The organism is Mitsuokella multacida DSM 20544 (assembly GCF_000155955.1).
GTDB lineage: Bacteria > Bacillota > Negativicutes > Selenomonadales > Selenomonadaceae > Mitsuokella > Mitsuokella multacida.
The window spans coordinates 741,055-759,472 of record NZ_GG697142.2 but is presented as its reverse complement, the minus strand read 5'-3'; the positions used below and the strand labels follow the sequence as shown (position 1 = coordinate 759,472).

The 18,418-nt window shown below is 62.6% G+C and carries 20 protein-coding genes and 1 riboswitch; of the genes, 1 reads left to right on the top strand and 19 read right to left on the bottom strand.

All coding sequences use genetic code 11. The features are described from left to right. Positions 1–62: 62 nt before the first annotated feature. Positions 63–1,241 carry an MFS transporter gene (locus MITSMUL_RS10420; RefSeq protein WP_040636242.1) on the top strand — a complete coding sequence of 393 codons (1,179 nt, stop codon included), beginning with the start codon at positions 63–65 and terminating at the stop codon, positions 1,239–1,241. Between the two features lie 89 nt (positions 1,242–1,330). Here the strand turns inward: MITSMUL_RS10420 and metK are convergent, their stop codons facing one another. The 19 genes from metK to hfq all read right to left on the bottom strand — a co-directional run bounded on the left by metK (position 1,331) and on the right by hfq (position 18,408). Further along, on the bottom strand, positions 1,331–2,506 hold the full coding sequence (gene metK, locus MITSMUL_RS10415; protein ID WP_005842485.1) for a methionine adenosyltransferase: 1,176 nt from the start codon (positions 2,504–2,506) through the stop codon (positions 1,331–1,333). 154 nt (positions 2,507–2,660) lie between these two features. Continuing rightward, positions 2,661–2,764, bottom strand: a riboswitch (SAM riboswitch). 72 nt (positions 2,765–2,836) lie between these two features. After that, entirely contained in the window at positions 2,837–3,400 is a 564-nt protein-coding gene (pyrR, locus tag MITSMUL_RS10410; protein WP_005842484.1) for a bifunctional pyr operon transcriptional regulator/uracil phosphoribosyltransferase PyrR, read from the bottom strand. A 60-nt stretch (positions 3,401–3,460) separates the two neighbouring features. After that, on the bottom strand, positions 3,461–4,387 hold the full coding sequence (locus MITSMUL_RS10405; RefSeq protein WP_005842483.1) for an RluA family pseudouridine synthase: 927 nt from the start codon (positions 4,385–4,387) through the stop codon (positions 3,461–3,463). Between the two features lie 33 nt (positions 4,388–4,420). After that, positions 4,421–4,861, bottom strand: a complete 441-nt coding sequence (gene lspA, locus MITSMUL_RS10400; protein WP_005842482.1) for a signal peptidase II — start codon at positions 4,859–4,861, stop codon at positions 4,421–4,423. 8 nt (positions 4,862–4,869) lie between these two features. Further along, positions 4,870–5,466, bottom strand: coding sequence for a DivIVA domain-containing protein (locus MITSMUL_RS10395; protein WP_040636240.1), 597 nt, complete (start codon positions 5,464–5,466; stop codon positions 4,870–4,872). A gap of 95 nt (positions 5,467–5,561) precedes the next feature. Continuing rightward, positions 5,562–6,356 (bottom strand): YlmH family RNA-binding protein, encoded by a 795-nt coding sequence (locus tag MITSMUL_RS10390; protein ID WP_005842480.1) that lies wholly within the window; start codon positions 6,354–6,356, stop codon positions 5,562–5,564. An 11-nt stretch (positions 6,357–6,367) separates the two neighbouring features. Beyond that, on the bottom strand, positions 6,368–7,177 hold the full coding sequence (proC, locus tag MITSMUL_RS10385; RefSeq protein WP_005842479.1) for a pyrroline-5-carboxylate reductase: 810 nt from the start codon (positions 7,175–7,177) through the stop codon (positions 6,368–6,370). Positions 7,178–7,213: 36 nt separating this feature from the next. Then, on the bottom strand, positions 7,214–7,729 hold the full coding sequence (locus MITSMUL_RS10380; RefSeq protein ID WP_005842478.1) for a cell division protein SepF: 516 nt from the start codon (positions 7,727–7,729) through the stop codon (positions 7,214–7,216). Positions 7,730–7,762: 33 nt separating this feature from the next. Beyond that, a complete protein-coding gene (locus tag MITSMUL_RS10375; RefSeq protein WP_005842477.1) occupies positions 7,763–8,455 on the bottom strand; it encodes a YggS family pyridoxal phosphate-dependent enzyme in 693 nt (230 codons plus the stop codon). A gap of 67 nt (positions 8,456–8,522) precedes the next feature. Continuing rightward, on the bottom strand, positions 8,523–9,356 hold the full coding sequence (pgeF, locus tag MITSMUL_RS10370; protein ID WP_005842476.1) for a peptidoglycan editing factor PgeF: 834 nt from the start codon (positions 9,354–9,356) through the stop codon (positions 8,523–8,525). A 33-nt stretch (positions 9,357–9,389) separates the two neighbouring features. Next, positions 9,390–11,114, bottom strand: coding sequence for a TIGR03960 family B12-binding radical SAM protein (locus MITSMUL_RS10365; RefSeq protein WP_005842475.1), 1,725 nt, complete (start codon positions 11,112–11,114; stop codon positions 9,390–9,392). Between the two features lie 16 nt (positions 11,115–11,130). Beyond that, positions 11,131–11,643 carry a transcriptional regulator NrdR gene (gene nrdR / locus MITSMUL_RS10360; protein WP_050751680.1) on the bottom strand — a complete coding sequence of 171 codons (513 nt, stop codon included), beginning with the start codon at positions 11,641–11,643 and terminating at the stop codon, positions 11,131–11,133. A gap of 2 nt (positions 11,644–11,645) precedes the next feature. Beyond that, positions 11,646–13,469 carry a YgiQ family radical SAM protein gene (locus tag MITSMUL_RS10355; RefSeq protein ID WP_005842471.1) on the bottom strand — a complete coding sequence of 608 codons (1,824 nt, stop codon included), beginning with the start codon at positions 13,467–13,469 and terminating at the stop codon, positions 11,646–11,648. Continuing rightward, on the bottom strand, positions 13,469–14,404 hold the full coding sequence (locus MITSMUL_RS12900) for a helix-turn-helix domain-containing protein (protein ID WP_005842469.1): 936 nt from the start codon (positions 14,402–14,404) through the stop codon (positions 13,469–13,471). Before MITSMUL_RS12900 ends, MITSMUL_RS10355 begins: the two co-directional genes overlap by 1 nt. 102 nt (positions 14,405–14,506) lie before the next feature. Next, on the bottom strand, positions 14,507–15,652 hold the full coding sequence (locus MITSMUL_RS10340) for a cysteine desulfurase family protein (protein WP_005842467.1): 1,146 nt from the start codon (positions 15,650–15,652) through the stop codon (positions 14,507–14,509). Then, positions 15,649–16,101: an RrF2 family transcriptional regulator gene (locus tag MITSMUL_RS10335; RefSeq protein ID WP_040636235.1), complete on the bottom strand. Its 453-nt coding sequence runs from the start codon at positions 16,099–16,101 to the stop codon at positions 15,649–15,651. Before MITSMUL_RS10335 ends, MITSMUL_RS10340 begins: the two co-directional genes overlap by 4 nt. 87 nt (positions 16,102–16,188) lie before the next feature. Then, positions 16,189–17,577, bottom strand: a complete 1,389-nt coding sequence (locus tag MITSMUL_RS10330; protein ID WP_005842463.1) for a replication-associated recombination protein A — start codon at positions 17,575–17,577, stop codon at positions 16,189–16,191. A gap of 6 nt (positions 17,578–17,583) precedes the next feature. Further along, positions 17,584–18,036 carry a dUTP diphosphatase gene (gene dut, locus MITSMUL_RS10325; RefSeq protein ID WP_040636234.1) on the bottom strand — a complete coding sequence of 151 codons (453 nt, stop codon included), beginning with the start codon at positions 18,034–18,036 and terminating at the stop codon, positions 17,584–17,586. A 111-nt stretch (positions 18,037–18,147) separates the two neighbouring features. Next, positions 18,148–18,408: an RNA chaperone Hfq gene (gene hfq / locus MITSMUL_RS10320; RefSeq protein WP_005842459.1), complete on the bottom strand. Its 261-nt coding sequence runs from the start codon at positions 18,406–18,408 to the stop codon at positions 18,148–18,150. Between the last annotated feature and the right edge of the window lie 10 nt (positions 18,409–18,418).

Here is an 18,418-nt window from a genome sequence, read left to right as displayed (position 1 = left end):
AAATGTAGTTTCGCAGATGTATGGTATAATAAAACGACACTACCACGAAAGGACTTGATTCTCTGAATAAGAAATACCTCTACCTGCTCGCTGCGGCGCATCTGAGCAACGACATCAACACCGGTTCGCTGCCGGCGCTGCTGCCGTTCTTCGTAAGCTTCTACGGCATGGACTACACGGCCATCGCGGGCCTGATGTTTGCTTCTTCGTTCCTGAGCTCCGTCATCCAGCCGCTTTTTGGCTATCTGGCCGACAAGGGCTCGCGCCAGTGGTTCATGGCCGTCGGCGTCTTCTTTGCCGGCACCTCGCTGGCCATCACGGGCTTCGTCTCCGACTACTGGCTGATCTTCGCTGCGGTCACGGTCATGGGCATCGCGACCTCCATCTTCCATCCGGAGGCCGCCCGCTGCGTCAATGGCGTCTCGCAGGGCGCGCGCGGCAAGGGCATGAGCATCTTCAGCGTCGGCGGCAACGGTGGTTTCGGCTTCGGCCCGCTGCTCGCCGTCTTCCTCGTCACGACGTTCGGCATGCACGGCCTCGCATTCTACGGCATTACCGCTGCCTGCATGAGCCTCCTGCTGCTCCTCGCCATCCCGCATCTGCGGCGCGCCATCGAGGCCAATGCGAGTGCAGCGGCCGAGGCGGCCAGCGCCAAACAGACGAGCAGCAGCCCCGCCGCGATGAATGACTGGCATGCCTTCGGCCGCCTCTTCTTCGTCATCCTCTTCCGCTCGACGGTCTTCACTGGCATCTCGAGCTTCCTGCCGCTCTTCTGCATCCAGGTGCTCGGCTCGAGCGAGGCCATCGGCTCGATGACGCTCTCCATCATCAGCATCGCGGGCGTCGCCGCCACGCTCTTCGGCGGCTGGTTCGCCGACCGCCACGGCTACCGCAGGACACTGCGGCTCGGCAGCGTCCTGCTCGTCCCGTTCCTCGCCATCGCCGTCTTCTCCCACAGCATCTACGCCGTCTACGCCATGCTGCTGCCGATGAGCGTTGCCATGCTCGCGCCGTACTCCTCATTCGTCGTCCTCGGCCAGGAATACCTCGCCAAGAACATCGGCTTCGCCTCCGGCGTCACGCTCGGCATCTCGATGAGCATCGGCGGCATCATCGCCCCCGCCCTCGGCCACTACGCCGACACCTACGGCCTCACCGCCGTCATGGGCCTGCTCGTCCTCATCGCCGCCATCTGCGCCGGCGCCACCTTCCTGCTGCCCGCCAAGAAACAGACCAGCTGAGCACAGATTACAGCCCAAGCATGCAAAAAAGCCGTTTCTCACAAAGAGAAACGGCTTTTCGATTGTCCAGATGGGTATGGCCTGTTGGCTCAGAGGCCAGCTTCCTCGCGCAGGACGGCTGCCTTGTCCGTATGCTCCCACGGCAGGTCGACGTCGGTGCGGCCGAAGTGGCCGTAAGCTGCGGTCTGCTTGTAGATGGGGCGGCGCAGGTCGAGCATCTTGATGATGCCGGCCGGGCGCAGGTCGAAGTGCTTCTTGACGAGCGCCTCGATCGTGTCCTCGTCGACCTTGTTGGTGCCGAAGGTGTCGACCATGATGGAGACCGGATGGGCGACGCCGATGGCGTAGGCCAGCTGGATCTCGCAGCGGTCAGCAAGGCCGGCAGCGACGATGTTCTTGGCGACGTAGCGCGCTGCATAGGCTGCGCTGCGGTCGACCTTCGTGGGGTCTTTGCCCGAGAATGCACCGCCGCCATGGCGTGCCCAGCCGCCGTACGTGTCGACGATGATCTTGCGGCCCGTCAGGCCCGAATCGCCCTGCGGGCCGCCGATGACAAACTTGCCCGTCGGATTGACGAAAATCTTCGTCTCGTCCGTCAGCAGCTCAGCCGGGACGACGGCCTTGATGACGTGCTCGATGAGGTCTTTGCGGATCTTGGCGAGCTCCACATCTTCATCGTGCTGCGTCGAGATGACGATCGTGTCGACAGCAACCGGCTTGCCATCTTCGTAGAGCACCGTGACCTGCGTCTTGCCGTCCGGGCGCAGGTACGAAAGCGTGCCGTCCTTGCGGACCTCTGCGAGGCGGCGTGCAAGGCGGTGTGCAAGCGCGATGGTCAGCGGCATGTACTCTTCCGTCTCGTTCGTCGCATAGCCGAACATCATGCCCTGGTCGCCTGCGCCGATGGCGTCTTCGACATCCATGTCGCCCTCGCGCGCCTCGAGCGCCTTGTCGACGCCCTGCGCGATGTCCGGCGACTGCTCGTCGAGCGAGACGAGGATGCCGCAGGTGTCGGCATCAAAGCCGTACTTGGCACGCGTGTAGCCGATCTCGCGCACCGTCTCGCGAATGATCTTCGGGATATCGACGTAGCAGTTCGTCGAGACCTCGCCGACGACGTGGACCTGGCCCGTCGTCACGAGCGTCTCGCAGGCCACGCGGCCGTTCGGGTCCTGTGCGAGGATGGCATCGAGGATGCTGTCCGAGATCTGGTCGGCCATCTTATCCGGATGACCTTCCGTGACCGATTCCGAGGTGAATAACATGCGTTTCTTGCTCAAAAGAGAAACCTCCTTTTCATTCAAACCATACGTAATTTTACGAGTCTACTCCATTTCAAGTCGGACTCACGAGCTCGCAGCCCTTCCCTTTTTCCTGCATAAAAAGGAGCTCTCTATAAAAAGAGAGCTCTTTATCGCACTCTCATCTTATAGGCCGGACCTAAAGGAATTGGCACCGTTTTGACGAAGTCAATGGTTGCCGCGGTTTCATCGGGCCAGTCCCTCCGCCGCTCTGGATGTGAGTTCACTATTCTGCTTGATATATTCATCATACCGCATCTGCATAGCGCATGTCAAGAGAAAAATGAAGCGGATTCATTTTTCTTTCTCGTCGCGGAATTCGCGGATGACGACCTTCTCGGCCTGGTCGATCGTGCTGAGCTGCACGCTGACGACCTCATGCGAGGACGTCGGCACGTTCTTGCCGACGAAGTCCGCGCGGATTGGCAGCTCGCGGTGGCCGCGGTCGACGAGCACAGCCAGCTGGATGGCCTTTGGGCGCCCCATATCGATGATGGCATCGAGAGCCGCGCGGATCGTGCGGCCCGTGTAGAGCACGTCGTCGACGAGCACGATGGTCTTGTCCGTGATGTCGACAGGCAGCTCCGTCTGATGGACGATTGGCTGATACGAGAGGGACGAGAGGTCATCGCGGTAGAGCGTGATGTCGAGGACGCCGACCGGCGGCTTCTTGCCCTCGATATGCTCGATATTGGCAGCGATGCGCTCCGCAATCGGCACGCCGCGCGTGCGGATGCCCACAATGACGATGTTGTCCACGCCCTTGTTGCGCTCGACAATCTCATGCGAGATGCGCGTGAGGGCGCGGCGGATCCCCTCGGAATCCATGATGACGGTCTTATCGGTCAATACTGGCATAGAAATCCCTCCCAAAATAAATCAAACTTCCATCAGTTGTCGGTTATCGATTATCGGCTGTCAGCGCTGGAATTTGGCGCGCAGTGCCTTGAGTATCTTCTCCATGTCCTCTGGCAGCGGCGCCGTGAAGGTCATGACCTCGCGCGTGCGCGGATGGGTCAGGGTTAGCTGCAGAGAGTGCAGCGCCTGGCCCTTGATGGCAAACGGGCAGGCCTTGCGCGGCCCGTACTTAGGGTCGCCGAGGACGGGATGCCCGATGCTCGCCATGTGCACGCGGATCTGATGCGTGCGCCCCGTCTCCAGTCGGCACTCAACGAGCGTGTAGGCGCCGAAGCGCTCGAGCACGCGGAAATGCGTGACGGCCGGCTTGCCATGCTCATGGACGATGGCCATCTTCTTGCGGTCCGTCGGGTGACGGCCGATGTCTCCCTTGATGACACCGGCCTCCTCGCGGATGTTGCCGCAGACGATAGCCCGGTAGATGCGGTGCGCCGCCTTCGTGCGGATCTGCTCCGCGAGGTCGAGATGCGCCGCATCGTTCTTGGCGGCGACCATGACGCCCGAGGTGTCCTTATCGAGGCGGTGGACGATGCCCGGGCGGATCTCGCCGTTGATGCCGGAGAGGTCCTTGCAGTGGTAGAGCAGTGCGTTGACGAGCGTCCCCGTGTAGATGCCCGTGGCCGGATGCACGACCATGCCGCGCGCCTTGTTGATGACGATGATGTCGCTGTCCTCATAGAGGATGTCGAGCGGGATATCCTCCGGCAGGATCTCGACGGGCTTCGCCTCGGGCAGATGGAAGGTGACTTTCTCCCCCGCCTGCAGCTTGTAGTTCGCCTTGCGCACGCGGCCACTGACGAGCGCCTGCCCCTCCGCGATGACCTTCTGGACATGCGCGCGCGAGAGCGTGGGCTCCATGCGCGTGAGGAAGCGGTCGAGGCGCTCGCCGTCCTGGTCTGCTGTATACACTTTCGTAGAATCTGACATATTCACTCATCCATTCCTTTCCGCATCGTTTTATCATTCACGCTCATTCATGCGGAACAATATGGCAAAGATCATGCCCGCGACGCCGAGCACGATCGCGATGTCGGCCACATTGAAGACCGGCCAGATGCGGAAATCGAAGAAGTCGATGACGAGGCCCTGGCGGATGCGGTCGACGAGGTTGCCCACGGCGCCCGCGAGCATGGCGACGCAGCCGTAGTAGAACGCGGCGGGCTCCTTCTTGAGCCGCCTGTGATAGGCAAGAAAGGCGAGGATCAGCGCCGCTGCCGCGAGGATGAAGAACCAACGCGCCTGTGGCAGCATGCCAAAGGCAGCGCCCGGGTTCAGCACATAGGTGATGTGGAAGATGTGCGGCACGACGGGCAGGCTCTCCCCCGGCAGGAAGACGGTGCTGATGGCGTACTTCGTCAGCTGGTCGACGGCGAGGATCAGGGCAAATAATGCAAGCGCCATGCGTCGTCTCAGCCTTTCTGCACGGCGCCATCTGCTGCGGCAGCGCCCTGCTGCGGTGCAGCATCCTGTGCGGCAGGTGCCTCGGCCTTCGCCTCCTGCTGCGGCTCAGCGCTCTGCTGGCGCGGCAGGCGGTCGATGGCATCGTGGAGCACGGCGAGCTCCGACTCGAGCGCGGCCTTGATCTGGTAGAGGAACTGCGACTTGGCCTCGACGAGGCGGCAGTACTCGACCGTAGCCGACTTGACCTGATGGTCAGCAGCCTCGACCATCTGGCGCGCCGAGATCTCGGCGTCGCGGCGCATGTTCTGGCACTCCTTGGCCGTGCTCTCACGCAGGTTCTCGGCGTGCTGCTTGGCCGTGTCCGTGACCTCGTTGGCCGTCTTCTGCGCGATCAGCAGCGTCTCCTTGAGGTTGTTCTCGAGCTTCTGGTACTGCGCATTGTCCTTCTTCATGCGGGAGAGCTCTTCCTTGAGGTTGTCGTTCTCGCGGAAGAGTTTCTCGTAGTCGTTGACGACCTGGTCGAGGAAGTCATCGATCTCATCTTCGTTGTAGCCGCGGAAGCTGCGCTTGAATTCTTTGTTGTGGATATCGAGTGGTGTAAGCAAAATCAAGATCTCCCATCTATGTGAGTCTGTTTATGAGTCTATGCGATTCTCATGATAATTCTCATGCGGGTCAAGTAGCCGGGCATCGCGCGCAATCAGATATAGCGCTTGAGCACGACGACGGTGCGGCCCTTCTTCGTCTGGCCGCGCACCTCGGCGACCTCGAGGCGGCCGCGGCCGCGCATCGAGATGATGTCGCCCTCTTTGACCGTCTGCGAGGCGCTCTTGACGGGCTGCCAGTTGAGCTTCATCTTGTCGGCAGCGATGTCGGCGGCCGCGCGACTCCGCGACGAGCCGAAGCCCGAGGCGGCGATCGAGTCGATGCGCAGCGAGGCGACAGTCGCGCGGATTTCCTTGCAGCGTTCCTCGCGCGGCGCGATGCCCGCGAGATCGGCCATCTCACAGCTGACGCCGACGGCGCCGATCTTCGTGAGATTCTGGAGCAGGTACTCCGCCATCTTGCTGTCGCAGAGGATGCGCACGGAGTCGGCCGTCACCAGAAGGTCACCGAGGCGATCGCGCTCGATGCCGAGCCCCATCAGGGCGCCGAGTACATCGCGGTGGCTCAGGCGCGCGAACTGGCCGTTCCACGAAGCCTTGAGGCAGGCGATGTCAAAGCCAGAGGGCGTGCCCGCGAAATCCTCGTGGATGTACATCGCGCGCGCCCGCTCAGCACCCTGATAGCCGCCGCCGAAATCGACGCGCAGCCCCGGGTAGTTGGCCGCCACCGTCTCGGCGATCTCCTGCCCGTACGGGTCGAGGAAGCCGCTCAGGCGGAATTTCTGGCTGCGCTGCACGGCCTCTGCGAGGTCGACGAGCTTGACGACCGTCTCCTCGCCTTCCGTGCCCTTGTAGAACCGTATGAGTTTTTCTTTCTGTTCACTTGCCATATCTGCTTCTCTTACTTCTTTCCTAATTCCCTGGACTTCTCGGTCGCAGCGAGTACCGCATCAATCAGCGCGCCGCGCAGGCCGCGATTCTCGAGCACGCGCACGCCGGCAATCGTCGTGCCGGCCGGGCTCGTGACCTGGTCGCGCAGGACATCGGGATGCTTGCCTGTCTCGAGCACCATCTTGGCGGCGCCGTAGACGGTCTGCGCCGCCAAGAGCGTCGCCGCATCGCGCTTGAGTCCCGCCGCCACGCCGCCGTCCGACAGCGCGTCGATGAGCAGGAAGACGTACGCCGGGCCGCTGCCCGAGAGGCCCGTCACGGCATCCATCGCCGACTCTGCGACTTCGACGGCCCGTCCTGCTGCCGACAGCAGCTCGGAAACGACGGCCGCCTCAGTCCGGCCCGCACGCGTGCCGCAGGCGAAGGCCGACATGCCGGCGCCGACGGAGAGCGGCGTGTTCGGCATGATGCGCACGACGGGCTGCTCGGCAAATGACGCCTCGAGCACATCGAGCGTCAGGCCCGCGACGATGGAGAGAATCAGCGTCTTGCTGCCGACCTTGTCCCTGACTTCGGCGATGGCCTTGTCCGCGACCTGCGGCTTGACCGCGAGGAAGAGGACGTCGACATTACCGATAAACGAGTCTGCGCCGACGCTCGCGTGGATGCCGTACTGCTCAGCGAGCTGCTGGCAGCGCGCTTCCTTGTGGTCAGATACGTAGATGTCCGACGGGCTGACCGTGCCCTGCACGATGCCGGCGACGATGGCCTCTGCCATCGCACCGCCGCCGATGAAGCCGACGCGCAAATCCATGCTCATAGAAAAGCCCCCTATATCCCTGATAAAAATCCCTGCTTACTTCTTGAGCCAGGGCATCTCTGCCGACACCTTGCGCTCCTCTTCCGTGTACGTCACGTTGACGTTGCTCGGCGCGCAGAGGAAGACGTTGTGGCCGACCTTCTTGATCTCACCGTTCAGGGCATACGTCGTGCCGCTGATGAAGTCGATGATGCGCTTGGCCGACTCCGCATCCGTGTGCTCGAAATTGATGACGACCGGCTTGCGCTCGCGCAGGTTGTTCGCGACCTGCTGCGCGTCGTCAAACGTCTTCGGCTCGATGATGATGACTTTCATCTGTGCGGCTACGACATTCTCGCGGACCGATGCACCAGAATGAAGATTGACTACATTGCTCGTCTCTTTCTCCTGATGATCTCGATTGTTCCCCAACGCTTCTTCCTCCTTCTGCTCTGCGGCGCGCCTCTGGTTGCGCTCGCGTTCCCTCTCTTCTTCTTCGGCCAAGGCCAGCTTCTCGTCCTCATCCGGGTCCGAGATGCCGAACTTGCCACAAATCTTATCGATCACATTCATCTGAAACACCCCTCAAAATCTCTTATGTTGCCCCTAGTACTGACGCGGGCCGAAGATGGCCGTCCCCACGCGGACGATGTTGGCCCCTTCCTCTACCGCGATCTGGTAATCGTGTGTCATACCCATCGATAAATAGGATATATTCGCGGTCTTGAAGGGAATCTCCTTTACCTGCTGGAAAATTTCATACATCTCGTGGAACAGCGGGCGGCACGCTTCGACGTCCGCGTAGTTCGGCGCGATGCACATGAGGCCGCGCAGGCGGAGGTTTGGCAGCGCATCGACGAGGTCGAGGAGCGGACGCAGGTCCTCCTTGTAGATGCCCGACTTGCTGTCCTCCTTCGCGAGGTTGACCTGCACGAGGACGTCCTGGCACTTGCCGATCTTGCCCGCCTCCTTGTCGAGGGCGCGCGCGAGGTGCTCCGAATCGACGGAGTGGATCAGGCTGAAGTACTTGACGGCCTGCTTCGCCTTGTTGGTCTGCAGGTGGCCGATGAGATGCCAGGTGACATCGCGGTCGAGGATATCGAATTTGCTCTTGGCCTCCTGGATGCGGTTCTCGCCGATGTCAGTGGCACCGGCATCGATGGCCTCGCGCATGGCCTCGACATCGTGGTTCTTCGTGACGGCGACGAGCTTCACGGGCGCATCCTTCGGCACGCGCGTGCGGCGCGCCATGGCTTCTTTTATATGCTGTTCAACTTGATGGAGATTTTCTGCAATCATGAGACTTCCCCCGTTTTTGTGGATATGAAAAATGATAGCGTGGAATGATGAAAGGCTGCCTGCTGTCTCAGGCGGGGCGCAGGGCGATGACGGCCCCGAGGCGCCCCGTCCTGCCGCCGTCTGCGCGATAGGAGAAGAAGTCCTCGTGATGGCAGGCGGTGCAGCAACGCGCCTCGTCGATGTGCTCCGGCAGGACGCCGGCCTCCTCGAACTGCAGGCGGTTGGCCGCCCAGAGGCTCAGGTGCGTGCCGCCCTCTTCGTCGGGATGCGAGAAGAGCTCGGCTTCATGGCCCGGGAACGCTTCCTTGAACTGCCGCTCGACCTCAGGGCCGACCTCATAGCAGCACGGACCGATGGAAGGCCCGATGGCGGCGAGCAGCTCCTCCGGCCGCGTGCCGAACTCCTGTTGCATGCGCAGGACGGTCTTGGCAGCGATGCGGCGCACCGTGCCCTTCCAGCCGCCGTGCGCGATGCCCACCGCGCGGTGGACCGGGTCGAGGAACAGGATGGGCGTGCAGTCCGCAAAGCAGAGCAGCAGCGGCAGGCCCGGCTCATCCGTGATCAGGGCGTCCGTCTGCGCGATGGAATCCGCGTACAAGAGTGCGCCGCGGCCAGCCTCCCTGCTGCCGACGCGCGCGATGGCCTCGCCGTGCACCTGCTCCGGCGTCACGAGCTGCGAAGCGTCGAGCCCGAGGGCCGCGAGGTAGCGGCGGCGGTTCGCGATGACGGCCGCGGGGTCATCCCCGACGTGGAGCCCGAGGTCGAGCGACGCCCAGGGCGCTTCACTCACGCCGCCCCTGCGGCACGAGAGGCCATGAACGGCAATCTCCTCCGGGAATGAGGAGAACTGGCCGCTGTAGACATGATAGACTGGATCGATCTCAATCAGAGAAAAGCTCATCGAAACACCTCCAAGAGCAAGAAACGCAAAGAATCAGCAGACACCGCAGCGGTGGCAGCCCTCAAAGCACGGGATTGTCGGCTTCAGTGCCTCCGCCCGCTTGAGTTCTTCATAAAGGTACGACTTCTTGAAGCCCATGTCGAGACGCTCCCACGGGAAGAGTTCCGACTCTGGCCGCTTGCGGTAGAGATAGAACGCAGGGTCCAGGCGCAGCTCTTTCAGCGCGCGCTTGAAGGCCTTGCTGCCGCCGAGCTCATGCGCGCGCATGAGCGCCTCGCCGACGCGGCGGTCGCCGCGCGAGAGCACGCCCTGGATGTAGGCCTCTTTGGGCGACTCGATGTTGACGACGACGTGCTTGCGCCGGCGCAGCGTCTTCTCGAGGCGCTTCAGGCGCTTCTCTACGGTCTTGCGGTCCGCCATCGGCTCCCACTGGAACGGCGTGAACGGCTTCGGGATGAAGGGATTGACGGAGAGCGTCAGCGTGCCCTTGCTGCCGCGCGCTTCCATGTAGTCTTTGAGCCGCTCAGCTAGGTCGATGATGGCGTCGATGTCCTCCTCTTCCTCGAATGGCAGCCCGACCATGATGTAGAGCCGGAAATTGCGGATGCCGGCCGAGAGGCCGAGATCCATCGAGTGGAACAGGTGATGTTCCTCGATGCCCTTGTTGATGACGGCGCGCATGCGGTCGCTGCCGGCCTCCGGCGCCATCGTCAGGGTCTTGAGTCCCGACTCTGCCAGCGAGTCGACGAGCTCCTTCGTCACCGAGTCGGCGCGGAACGAGGCGACGGACATCGAGAGGCCCTCGCCGAGGATGTCCTTGCAGAGCGCGTCGATCTCCGGATAGTCGGAGATTGCGGCGCCCATGAGGCCGATGCGCTTGCGGTACTTGAGCGCCTCCTGCACCTCTTCGTTGATGACAGAAAGCGACCGGTTGCGCGGCTTGCGGAAGCAATAGCCCGCCATGCAGAAGCGGCAGTGGCGGCCGCAGCCGCGTGCCGTCTCGATGAGGTAGAAGTTGAACTCCGTATTGTCCGTGACGACGACCGTGTGCGCCGGATACGCGTCGAGGTCGTGCACCCACTGGCGCGAGACGGCCGCCGGCGCGCCAGAAAGCGGCTCGATGGCCGTCAGATGCCCCTCGTCATCGTAACAATGCTCGTAGAGCGAGGGCACGTAGACGCCCGGCACCTCCGCGAGCTTCTGCAGCAGCTCGTTGCGCGGGAGCCCCTCGCGCTTGGCCGCTTGGTAGGCGTCCATCAGCGCGGGCATGATGACCTCGCCCTCGCCGATGATGAAGGCATCGAAGATGGCGGCGAGCGGCTCGGGGTTGAACGTCGGGCACGGGCCGCCCGCGACGAGGATGGGATCGCGCTCGCCGCGCTCAGCGGCCTTTGCCTTGACCTTGCCCATCGAGAGGAGCTGCAGGATGTTGAAGTAGTCCATCTCGAACGAGACGGCAAAGCCCAGCAAGTCGAAGTCGTAGAGCGGCGACTGCGTCTCCATGCTCATGATCGGCGTGCGCGTATTCACATAGCGCTCAATCTTCGTGCGCTCCGGCAGGAAGACGCGCTCACAGGCCGTGTCGCTGCGCTTGTTCAACAGGTCGTAGATGATGTGGAAGCCGAGATTCGACATGCCGACGAAGTAAGAATTGGGATAGACGAGGGCAAAGCGCGTCCTCGTGCCCACGGGATAGATGTAGTACCCCTGCTCCTCCTTCAGCTGCTTCTTGAGCTCCTGTTTCAATTCCCAATCCAAATCCAGATTCCTCCACTCATTTGTCCGGCTTGTCCGCCTTTTCCGTGTCTTTATAGCTCTCCTGCTGCGCGCGCTGCTTGCGCTGCTGCATGTTCTGCAGCTCCTCGAGGAAGCTCGAGATGTCGGCGAACTTGCGGTAGACCGAGGCAAAGCGGATGTAGGCGACGTCGTCGAAGTCCTTGAGATGCTCCATGACGAGCCGGCCAATGTCCTGCGAGGAGATCTCGCGGTCCATCGTGTTGCGGATATCGCGCTCGATCTCGTTGACGAGATTCAGGATGCGCTCCATGGAGATATCTCGCTTGTCACACGACCGTATGATGCCGTTGAGGATCTTGTCGCGCTTAAAGACCTCGCGGCGGCCATCGTGCTTGATGACCATGAGCGGGAGCTTCTCGACGACTTCATACGTCGTGAAGCGCTTGCCGCAGGCATTGCACTCGCGGCGCCGGCGGATTGTCATGCCGTCATCCGTCGCGCGCGAGTCGATGACGCGGCTGTCTTCGTGTTTACAATAAGGACATCGCATACTTACACCTTCTTTGCCGGTTTTGCCGGCCTCGTCTCTCTGCGCGGGCGCACGAGGCACTTCGGCCCGAAGCCGATGAGGTCCTCGCGATGGGCAAGGTGCAGGGCTTTCCGAACGATCTCATGATTCTTCGGCAGCCAGTACTGCATGAGTGCCCGCTGCATTCTCTTCTCTTCATAGCTCTTGGCCGAGTAGACCTTCTCGCCCGTCATCGGGTCTATCCCCGTGTACCACATGCAGGTCGACAGCGTGCCCGGCGTCGGGATGAAGTCCTGCACCTGCTGCGGATGGTAGCCCATGTCGCGGATGAACTCCGCGAGCTCGACGGCGTCGCTGAGCTCTGAGCCCGGATGGCTCGACATGAAGTACGGCACGAGGTACTGCTTCTTGCCGAGGCGCTCGTTCATGCGGCGGAATTTCTCGACGAAGCGCAGGTAGACAGCGCAGTTCGACTTGCCCATGAGGCGCGTCACGCGGTCCGAGATGTGCTCCGGCGCAATCTTGAGCTGGCCGCTGACGTGATACTTGCAAAGCTCGTAGAGGAAGTCGTCCTTGGCGAGCAGGAGGTAGTCGAAGCGGATGCCGGAGCGCACGAAGACCTTCTTGACGCCCGGCAGGCTGCGCAGCTCGCGCAGCAGCTTGATGTAGTCGCTGTGGTCAGCCACGAGCAGCTTGCACGGCTCCGGCGAGAGGCACGGCTTGCCGCGGCAGGTGCCGCGCTTGAGCTGACCGTCACACGACGTGCGGCGGAAATTGGCCGTCGGGCCGCCGACATCGTGGATGTAGCCCTTGAAGCCCTTCATATGCGTCAAGATCTTCGCCTCGCGGATGAGCGACGCATGGCTGCGGCGCTGGATGATGCGCCCCTCATGCGAGATGATCGCGCAGAAGTTGCAGCCGCCGAAGCAGCCGCGCTGCGAGACGAGGCTGAACTGGACTTCCTTGATGGCCGGCACGCCGCCCGCCTTCTCGTAGATGGGATGGTACGTGCGCATGTAGGGCAGCCCGTAGACCTCATCCATCTGCTCCTCCGAGAGCGGCATGGCCGGCGGGTTCTGCACGACACACCACTCGTCGTTCTGCTGCAGGAGCTTCCTGCCGCGGATCGGGTCCTGCTCGAGGTACTCGATCTTGAACGCCTCCGCAAAGGTCTTCTTGTCCTTGCGGACGGCCTCGAAGGAAGGCAGCTCGATGTAGTCCCAGGCGTAATCCTTGTTGGGCACGCGATAGCAGGTGCCGTGGACGTCCTGGATGTTCGCAACCTCGACGCCCTGCTGCAGGTCAGCGGCAATCTCGAGGATGGCGCGCTCGCCCATGCCGTAGATCAAGAGGTCGGCCTGGCTGTCGACGAGGATGGAGCGGCGGATGGCATTCGACCAGTAATCGTAATGCGCCATGCGCCGCAGGCTCGCCTCGATGCCGCCGATGATGATCGGCACATCGGGATAGAGCTCGCGCAGGCGGTTGCAGTAGACGATCGTCGCGCGTTCCGGCCGGTGGCCGGCCTGGCCGCCCGGCGAATACGCGTCCTCATGGCGGACCTTCTTGGCCGCCGTGAACTTGTTGAGCAGCGAATCCATGTTGCCTGCCGAGACGAGGAAGCCGAGCCGCGGCTTGCCGAGGCGGTCGAAGTCCTTCGTACTGTGCCAGTCCGGCTGCGGGATGATGCCGACCTTGTAGCCGTGCTTCTCGAGCAAGCGGCAGATGATGGCCGGGCCGAAGCTCGGATGGTCGACGTAGGCATCGCCCGAGATGAAGACGAAGTCGAGCTCGTGCCAGCCGCGCTCCTCCATGTCACGCCGGCAGATCGGTAAGAAGCCTTTCATCAGTTGCCGTCCTTCGTGAAGGTCTTATTGGCAACCTGGCCCGTCTTGCCGGCCGTGCCGAGGTCCTTGCCGTTGACCGAGAACGACACCGCGCCGGCATCGCCCACGCGGACCGTGACCTTGTCCGTGCCCTTCCAGGTCTGGCTGTCGCCCTTCTTGAGCGTGCCTTCATAGACGGTCTTGCCATCGGCCTTGACCTCGAGCCAGCAGTCGGCCGTGAAGGTCGCCGTGACCTCGACGCCGTCATACGTCTTCGGTGCCGGTGCCTCGACCTGCTGCGTCTGCTGCGTGGCCGGCTTCTTGGCGCTGTCGTCGCTTCCCGAGAGCGCATAGACGGCGCCGGCGAGCACGACGAGCACGATGGCCACGATGGCGATGAGCTTGCCATTCGAGCGCTTCGGCTCGTTGAAGTCCTGCGCCGTGAAGCGCGGTGCGGCTGGCTTGCTGGCTGGCGCCTTCTTCGGCTGCTGTTTCGGCTGCGGCTTTACGGCAGTCGCCTTCGGCTGGACCGGTGCCTTGCGCGGCGCAGCTTCCTGCTTTGGAGCGGCCGGCTGCTCCGAAGCAGTCTTCTCGACCTTCTCAGCCTTTTCAGCTTTCGCAACGTTCTCGACTTTCTCGACAGGCTTTGCCGCCGGCTTCTTTGCCTGCGGCTTCACCGGAGCGGCCTTCGGGGCAGACGGCTTCTGCTGTGCAGCAGGAGCTGCGCCCTTGTGGCGCTCTGCCGTGAATGCTTGCACGAGCGCATTGGCGTCGAGCTTCAGGAAGTTCGCATAGCTGCGGATGAAGCCCTTCGTGTAGACGTCGCCCGGCAGCTCGTCGTACTCGCCCTTCTCGATGTATTCAATGTAGAGAGCACGGATGCTCGTGCCCTTCTCGATATCCTTGTAGGTCAGACCTTGTTTTTCCCGCGCCTCGCGCAGTGTATCTCCTAACATCGTGATTCCTCCTTGAAATGATGTGCTTTGAGCACCTCATCTCATTATACATGATTGTTTTTCTGAAAACAAATTTATGTTGACAAAAAACACAGGCAAGCATCAGACTGCCTGCCTGCGGATATCGTGGACGGCCTGGCCGAGGGCCTTGGCGAAGGCTTCGACCTCCTCTTCCGTCGTGAAGCGCCCGAGCGTCACGCGGATGGCCTGCGCCGCCTGCTCGGGCGTCTGCCCCATCGCCGTCAGGACGTGCGATGGCTCAAGCGATCCCGCACTGCAGGCGCTGCCCGCGGAGACGGCAAAGCCCATGAGGTCGAACCGGATGAGCAGCGTCTCTTGGTCGACGCCCTCGATGGCGACATTGAGGTTGCCCGGCAGCCGATTGTCCTGCGCGCCGTTGAGCTGCACGCCCGAGATCTCTTGGAGCAAGGCGAAGAGGTGGTCGCGCAGCGCCTGCAGGCGGCCGCTCTCCTCGTGAAGCTCCGCCTCTGCGATGGCGGCCGCAAAGCCTAGCCCGACGATGCCCGCCGTGTTCTCCGTGCCGGCCCGCAGGCCGCGCTCTTGTGCGCCGCCATAGATCAGCGGCGCGAGCTTGTGGCCGCGGCGCAGGTAGAGTGCACCGACGCCCTTGGGGCCGTAGAGCTTATGCCCAGAGAGCGAGAGCGCATCGACCTGCCAGTCCTTGACCGAGACGGGGATGTGGCCGACGGCCTGCACGGCGTCCGTATGGAAGAAGACGCCGCGCGCGCGGCAGAGCGCACCGATCGCGGCGATTGGCTCGATGGTGCCGACCTCGTTGTTGGCCGTCATCACGGTGACGAGGAAGGTGTCAGGCCGCAGGGCCTCCTTGACCTGCTCGGGCCGGACGCGGCCCTCTGCGTCGACATCGAGGTACGTCACCTCGATGCCCTGCGGCAGTGCCTCGCAGGCATGCAGCACGGCATGGTGCTCGACCTTCGTCGTGATGATGTGGCCGCCGCCATGGCGCAGGGCCTCCTCCGCCAGCGAGCGGATGACCCAGTTGTCGCTCTCGCTGCCGCCGCTCGTGAAGAAGAGTTCATCCGGCTCAGCATCGAGTAGAGCGGCGAGCTGGCGCCGCGCCTGGCTTACGGACTGACGCGCCGCGCGGCCGGCGGCGTAGAGGCTCGAGGGATTGCCGAACTGCTCGCAGAAGTACGGCAGCATCTTCTGGACGACGCGCGCATCGACGGGCGTCGTCGCCGCGTAATCGAGGTAGACCGGCTTCATCGCGCGCACCCCACCTTCTTTGCCTGTTCTGGATGATCGGTGCAGAGGTCGTAGAGCGTGATGTGGTTGAGGACGTTGCTGATGCTGTCGCAGACCTTCTCCCAGACGCCGCGCGTCACACAGGCGCAGGCACGGTCGCACGGCTGCTCCGCCGACTCGGCACTCGTCAGCAGGCAGTCGACAAGCGCGATCGGCCCCTCGACCGTCGTGATGATCTCGCCAATCGTGATCTCCTTCGGGTCGCGCGCGAGCATGTAGCCGCCCTGCGCGCCGCGCACGCTCTTGACGATGCCGGCCCGGCGCAGCGGCGCCATGAGCTGTTCGAGATAATTCTCCGAAAGTCCCTGGCTCGTCGCGATGCTCTTCAGGGACACAGCGCCCTCACCGTAGCGGAGTGCGAGCTCGTAGAGCGCCGTCACACTGTATCTTCCTTTCGTCGATATCTTCATGATGCACCTCATATCTAGAATGAAACGGAATCCCGAGTGAATCCCTAGGATTTATATATGACAATATAGCAGAAATACCCCCTGCTGTCAAAAGCGCTCGGGCCAGCACTTCCTGAGGTAGTCGTGCAGCACTTTCTCGCGGCCGATGTCCGTCGGCTCGTAGTAATGCGCCGTGCGGATCTTGTCGGGCAGGTAGTCCTGTGCTTCGAAGTGATTGGGGTAATCATGCGGATAACGGTACGACTGTCCGTGACCGAGCGCCGCCGCCCCCTTGTAGTGCGCGTCGCGCAGGTGCTTCGGCACCGTGCCGCAGTCCTTCGTCCGCACGTCCTTGAGCGCCGCGTCGATGCCGAGGTAGGCCGCGTTGCTCTTCGGCGCCGAGGCGATGTAGGTCACGGCCTGCGCGAGCGTGATGCGCGCCTCCGGCATGCCGACGAACTGCACGGCCTCAGCCGCTGCCATCGCGAGCGGCAGTGCCATCGGGTCGGCATTGCCGACATCCTCCGACGCGCAGATGACGATGCGCCGCGCGATGAACTTGACGTCCTCGCCGGCCGCGAGCATGCGCGCGAGGTAGTGAAGCGCCGCGTCGGGGTCGCTGCCGCGCATGCTCTTGATGAAGGCAGAAGCCGTATCGTAGTGGTTGTCGCCCGTCTTGTCATAGCGCTGCACGCGCTCGCCCGTGATTTCCTCGAGCATGTCCAAGGTGACCGTGCCGCCCGTCGTCGGCAGCATCGCCGCCGCTCCCTCGAGCAGATTGAGCGCCATGCGGGCATCGCCGCCCGCAATCTGCGCCATCGCCAGCAGCACCTCGTCCGGCACCTCGACGTGCTGGCCGCCAAGGCCGCGCTCCTCATCCTTGAGCGCCCGGCGCAGGACCTCGACGAGCTGCGCATCCGTCAGCTGGTAGAGCCGCACGATGCGCACGCGCGAGAGCAAGGCATGGTTGACCTCGAAGAAGGGATTCTCCGTCGTCGCGCCGATGAGGATGAGCCGGCCATCCTCGACGTAGGGCAGCAGTACATCCTGCTGGCTCTTGTTGAAGCGGTGGATCTCGTCGATGAAGACGATTGTGCGGCGCTGGTAGTAGCGGCGCGCCTCATCCGCCTCCTTGACGATGCGCCGCAGGTCGCTGATGCCCGCCGAGACCGCATTGAGCTTCTCAAACGCGCTGTCCGTCATCGCGGCAATCATCTGCGCGAGCGTCGTCTTGCCCGTGCCCGGCGGCCCGTAGAAGATGATGGACGGGATCTGGTCCATCTCGATCATGCGGCGCAGGAAGTGGCCGCGCCCGACCGCCTCCTGCTGGCCGACGAACTCGTCGAAATTGCGCGGACGCATGCGGCGCGCGAGCGGCTCAAACGTCCGCATGGCGCCGCTGCCCGCAGTGATTCCCACCTGATTGCCGCCGCTTTTGCGGCGCGGGTCCGCGGGCGGCTCAGCAAAGAGGTCCAGGCTATCGTTATCGTTGTCCATGCGCCGTCACCGTCCCGTCGAACCGAAGCCGCCCCGGCGCACTTCGCCCTCGCCGGCCATATCGCCGTCGGCCGTCAGGTACTTCAGGAAGATGCCCTGCGCGATGCGCTCGCCGCCCTCGATCTCCACGGGTTCCTTGCCGCGGTTCCAGAGCGCGATGAAGATGTGGCCCTCGTTCGCTTCATTATTATAGTAATCCGCATCGACAATGCCAACGTGATTGGCGAGCATGAGGCCGCGCTTGATGGCGAGGCTCGAGCGGATGTGGATGGCCAGCACCTCATCGCTCTGCATGTACGCCTTGAGTCCCGTCGGCACCATTGCCATCTGCCCCGGCTCGATGACGACCGTGCGCGCTGCCTGCAGGTCGTAGCCGGCACTTGCCGCCGTCTTGCGCTGCGGCAGCTCGATGCCGCGACCCTGATACTTCGATACAATCTCGAATCCCCTCGTCTTCATCTCATTCATCCTTTCGCTGATCGATCTAATCTATATTGATATGGCACGCCTGCCAGATGATAAAAGGCCCTTCCCATCAGACGTGGAAGGACCTTCAAGAATCATGGTGTTTCAGGCATTCTCCGATTTCTTATCCGGATGATCGGCGCCAAACGTCCCTGCAATCGGATGTGCCGGCGTGATAGTCGAGATGGCATGCTTGTAGACCATCTGTTGCTTGCCCATGACATCGAGCACGACCGTGAAATTATCAAAACCGCGCACACTGCCCTTGATCTGGAAACCATTGACCAGATGGATGGTCACGGGAACATTCTCCTTGCGGACCTGATTGAGGAAACTGTCCTGCAGATTGATCACCTTATTCGGCATAAAACTCCAC

Bases quoted from the DNA above. Each gene is read 5' to 3' on its own strand.
- pyrR (WP_005842484.1), bottom strand. From the start codon at position 3,400: ATGCCAGTATTGACCGATAAGACCGTCATCATGGATTCCGAGGGGATC.
- proC (WP_005842479.1), bottom strand. From the start codon at position 7,177: ATGAGCATGGATTTGCGCGTCGGCTTCATCGGCGGCGGTGCGATGGCA.
- MITSMUL_RS12900 (WP_005842469.1), bottom strand. From the start codon at position 14,404: ATGTTAGGAGATACACTGCGCGAGGCGCGGGAAAAACAAGGTCTGACC.
- MITSMUL_RS10355 (WP_005842471.1), bottom strand. From the start codon at position 13,469: ATGAAAGGCTTCTTACCGATCTGCCGGCGTGACATGGAGGAGCGCGGC.
- MITSMUL_RS10375 (WP_005842477.1), bottom strand. From the start codon at position 8,455: ATGATTGCAGAAAATCTCCATCAAGTTGAACAGCATATAAAAGAAGCC.
- MITSMUL_RS10335 (WP_040636235.1), bottom strand. From the start codon at position 16,101: ATGAAGATATCGACGAAAGGAAGATACAGTGTGACGGCGCTCTACGAG.
- pgeF (WP_005842476.1), bottom strand. From the start codon at position 9,356: ATGAGCTTTTCTCTGATTGAGATCGATCCAGTCTATCATGTCTACAGC.
- MITSMUL_RS10330 (WP_005842463.1), bottom strand. From the start codon at position 17,577: ATGGACAACGATAACGATAGCCTGGACCTCTTTGCTGAGCCGCCCGCG.
- nrdR (WP_050751680.1), bottom strand. From the start codon at position 11,643: ATGCGATGTCCTTATTGTAAACACGAAGACAGCCGCGTCATCGACTCG.
- hfq (WP_005842459.1), bottom strand. From the start codon at position 18,408: ATGCCGAATAAGGTGATCAATCTGCAGGACAGTTTCCTCAATCAGGTC.
- metK (WP_005842485.1), bottom strand. From the start codon at position 2,506: ATGTTATTCACCTCGGAATCGGTCACGGAAGGTCATCCGGATAAGATG.
- dut (WP_040636234.1), bottom strand. From the start codon at position 18,036: ATGAAGACGAGGGGATTCGAGATTGTATCGAAGTATCAGGGTCGCGGC.
- MITSMUL_RS10390 (WP_005842480.1), bottom strand. From the start codon at position 6,356: ATGGCAAGTGAACAGAAAGAAAAACTCATACGGTTCTACAAGGGCACG.
- MITSMUL_RS10380 (WP_005842478.1), bottom strand. From the start codon at position 7,729: ATGAATGTGATCGATAAGATTTGTGGCAAGTTCGGCATCTCGGACCCG.
- MITSMUL_RS10340 (WP_005842467.1), bottom strand. From the start codon at position 15,652: ATGAAGCCGGTCTACCTCGATTACGCGGCGACGACGCCCGTCGATGCG.
- lspA (WP_005842482.1), bottom strand. From the start codon at position 4,861: ATGGCGCTTGCATTATTTGCCCTGATCCTCGCCGTCGACCAGCTGACG.
- MITSMUL_RS10405 (WP_005842483.1), bottom strand. From the start codon at position 4,387: ATGTCAGATTCTACGAAAGTGTATACAGCAGACCAGGACGGCGAGCGC.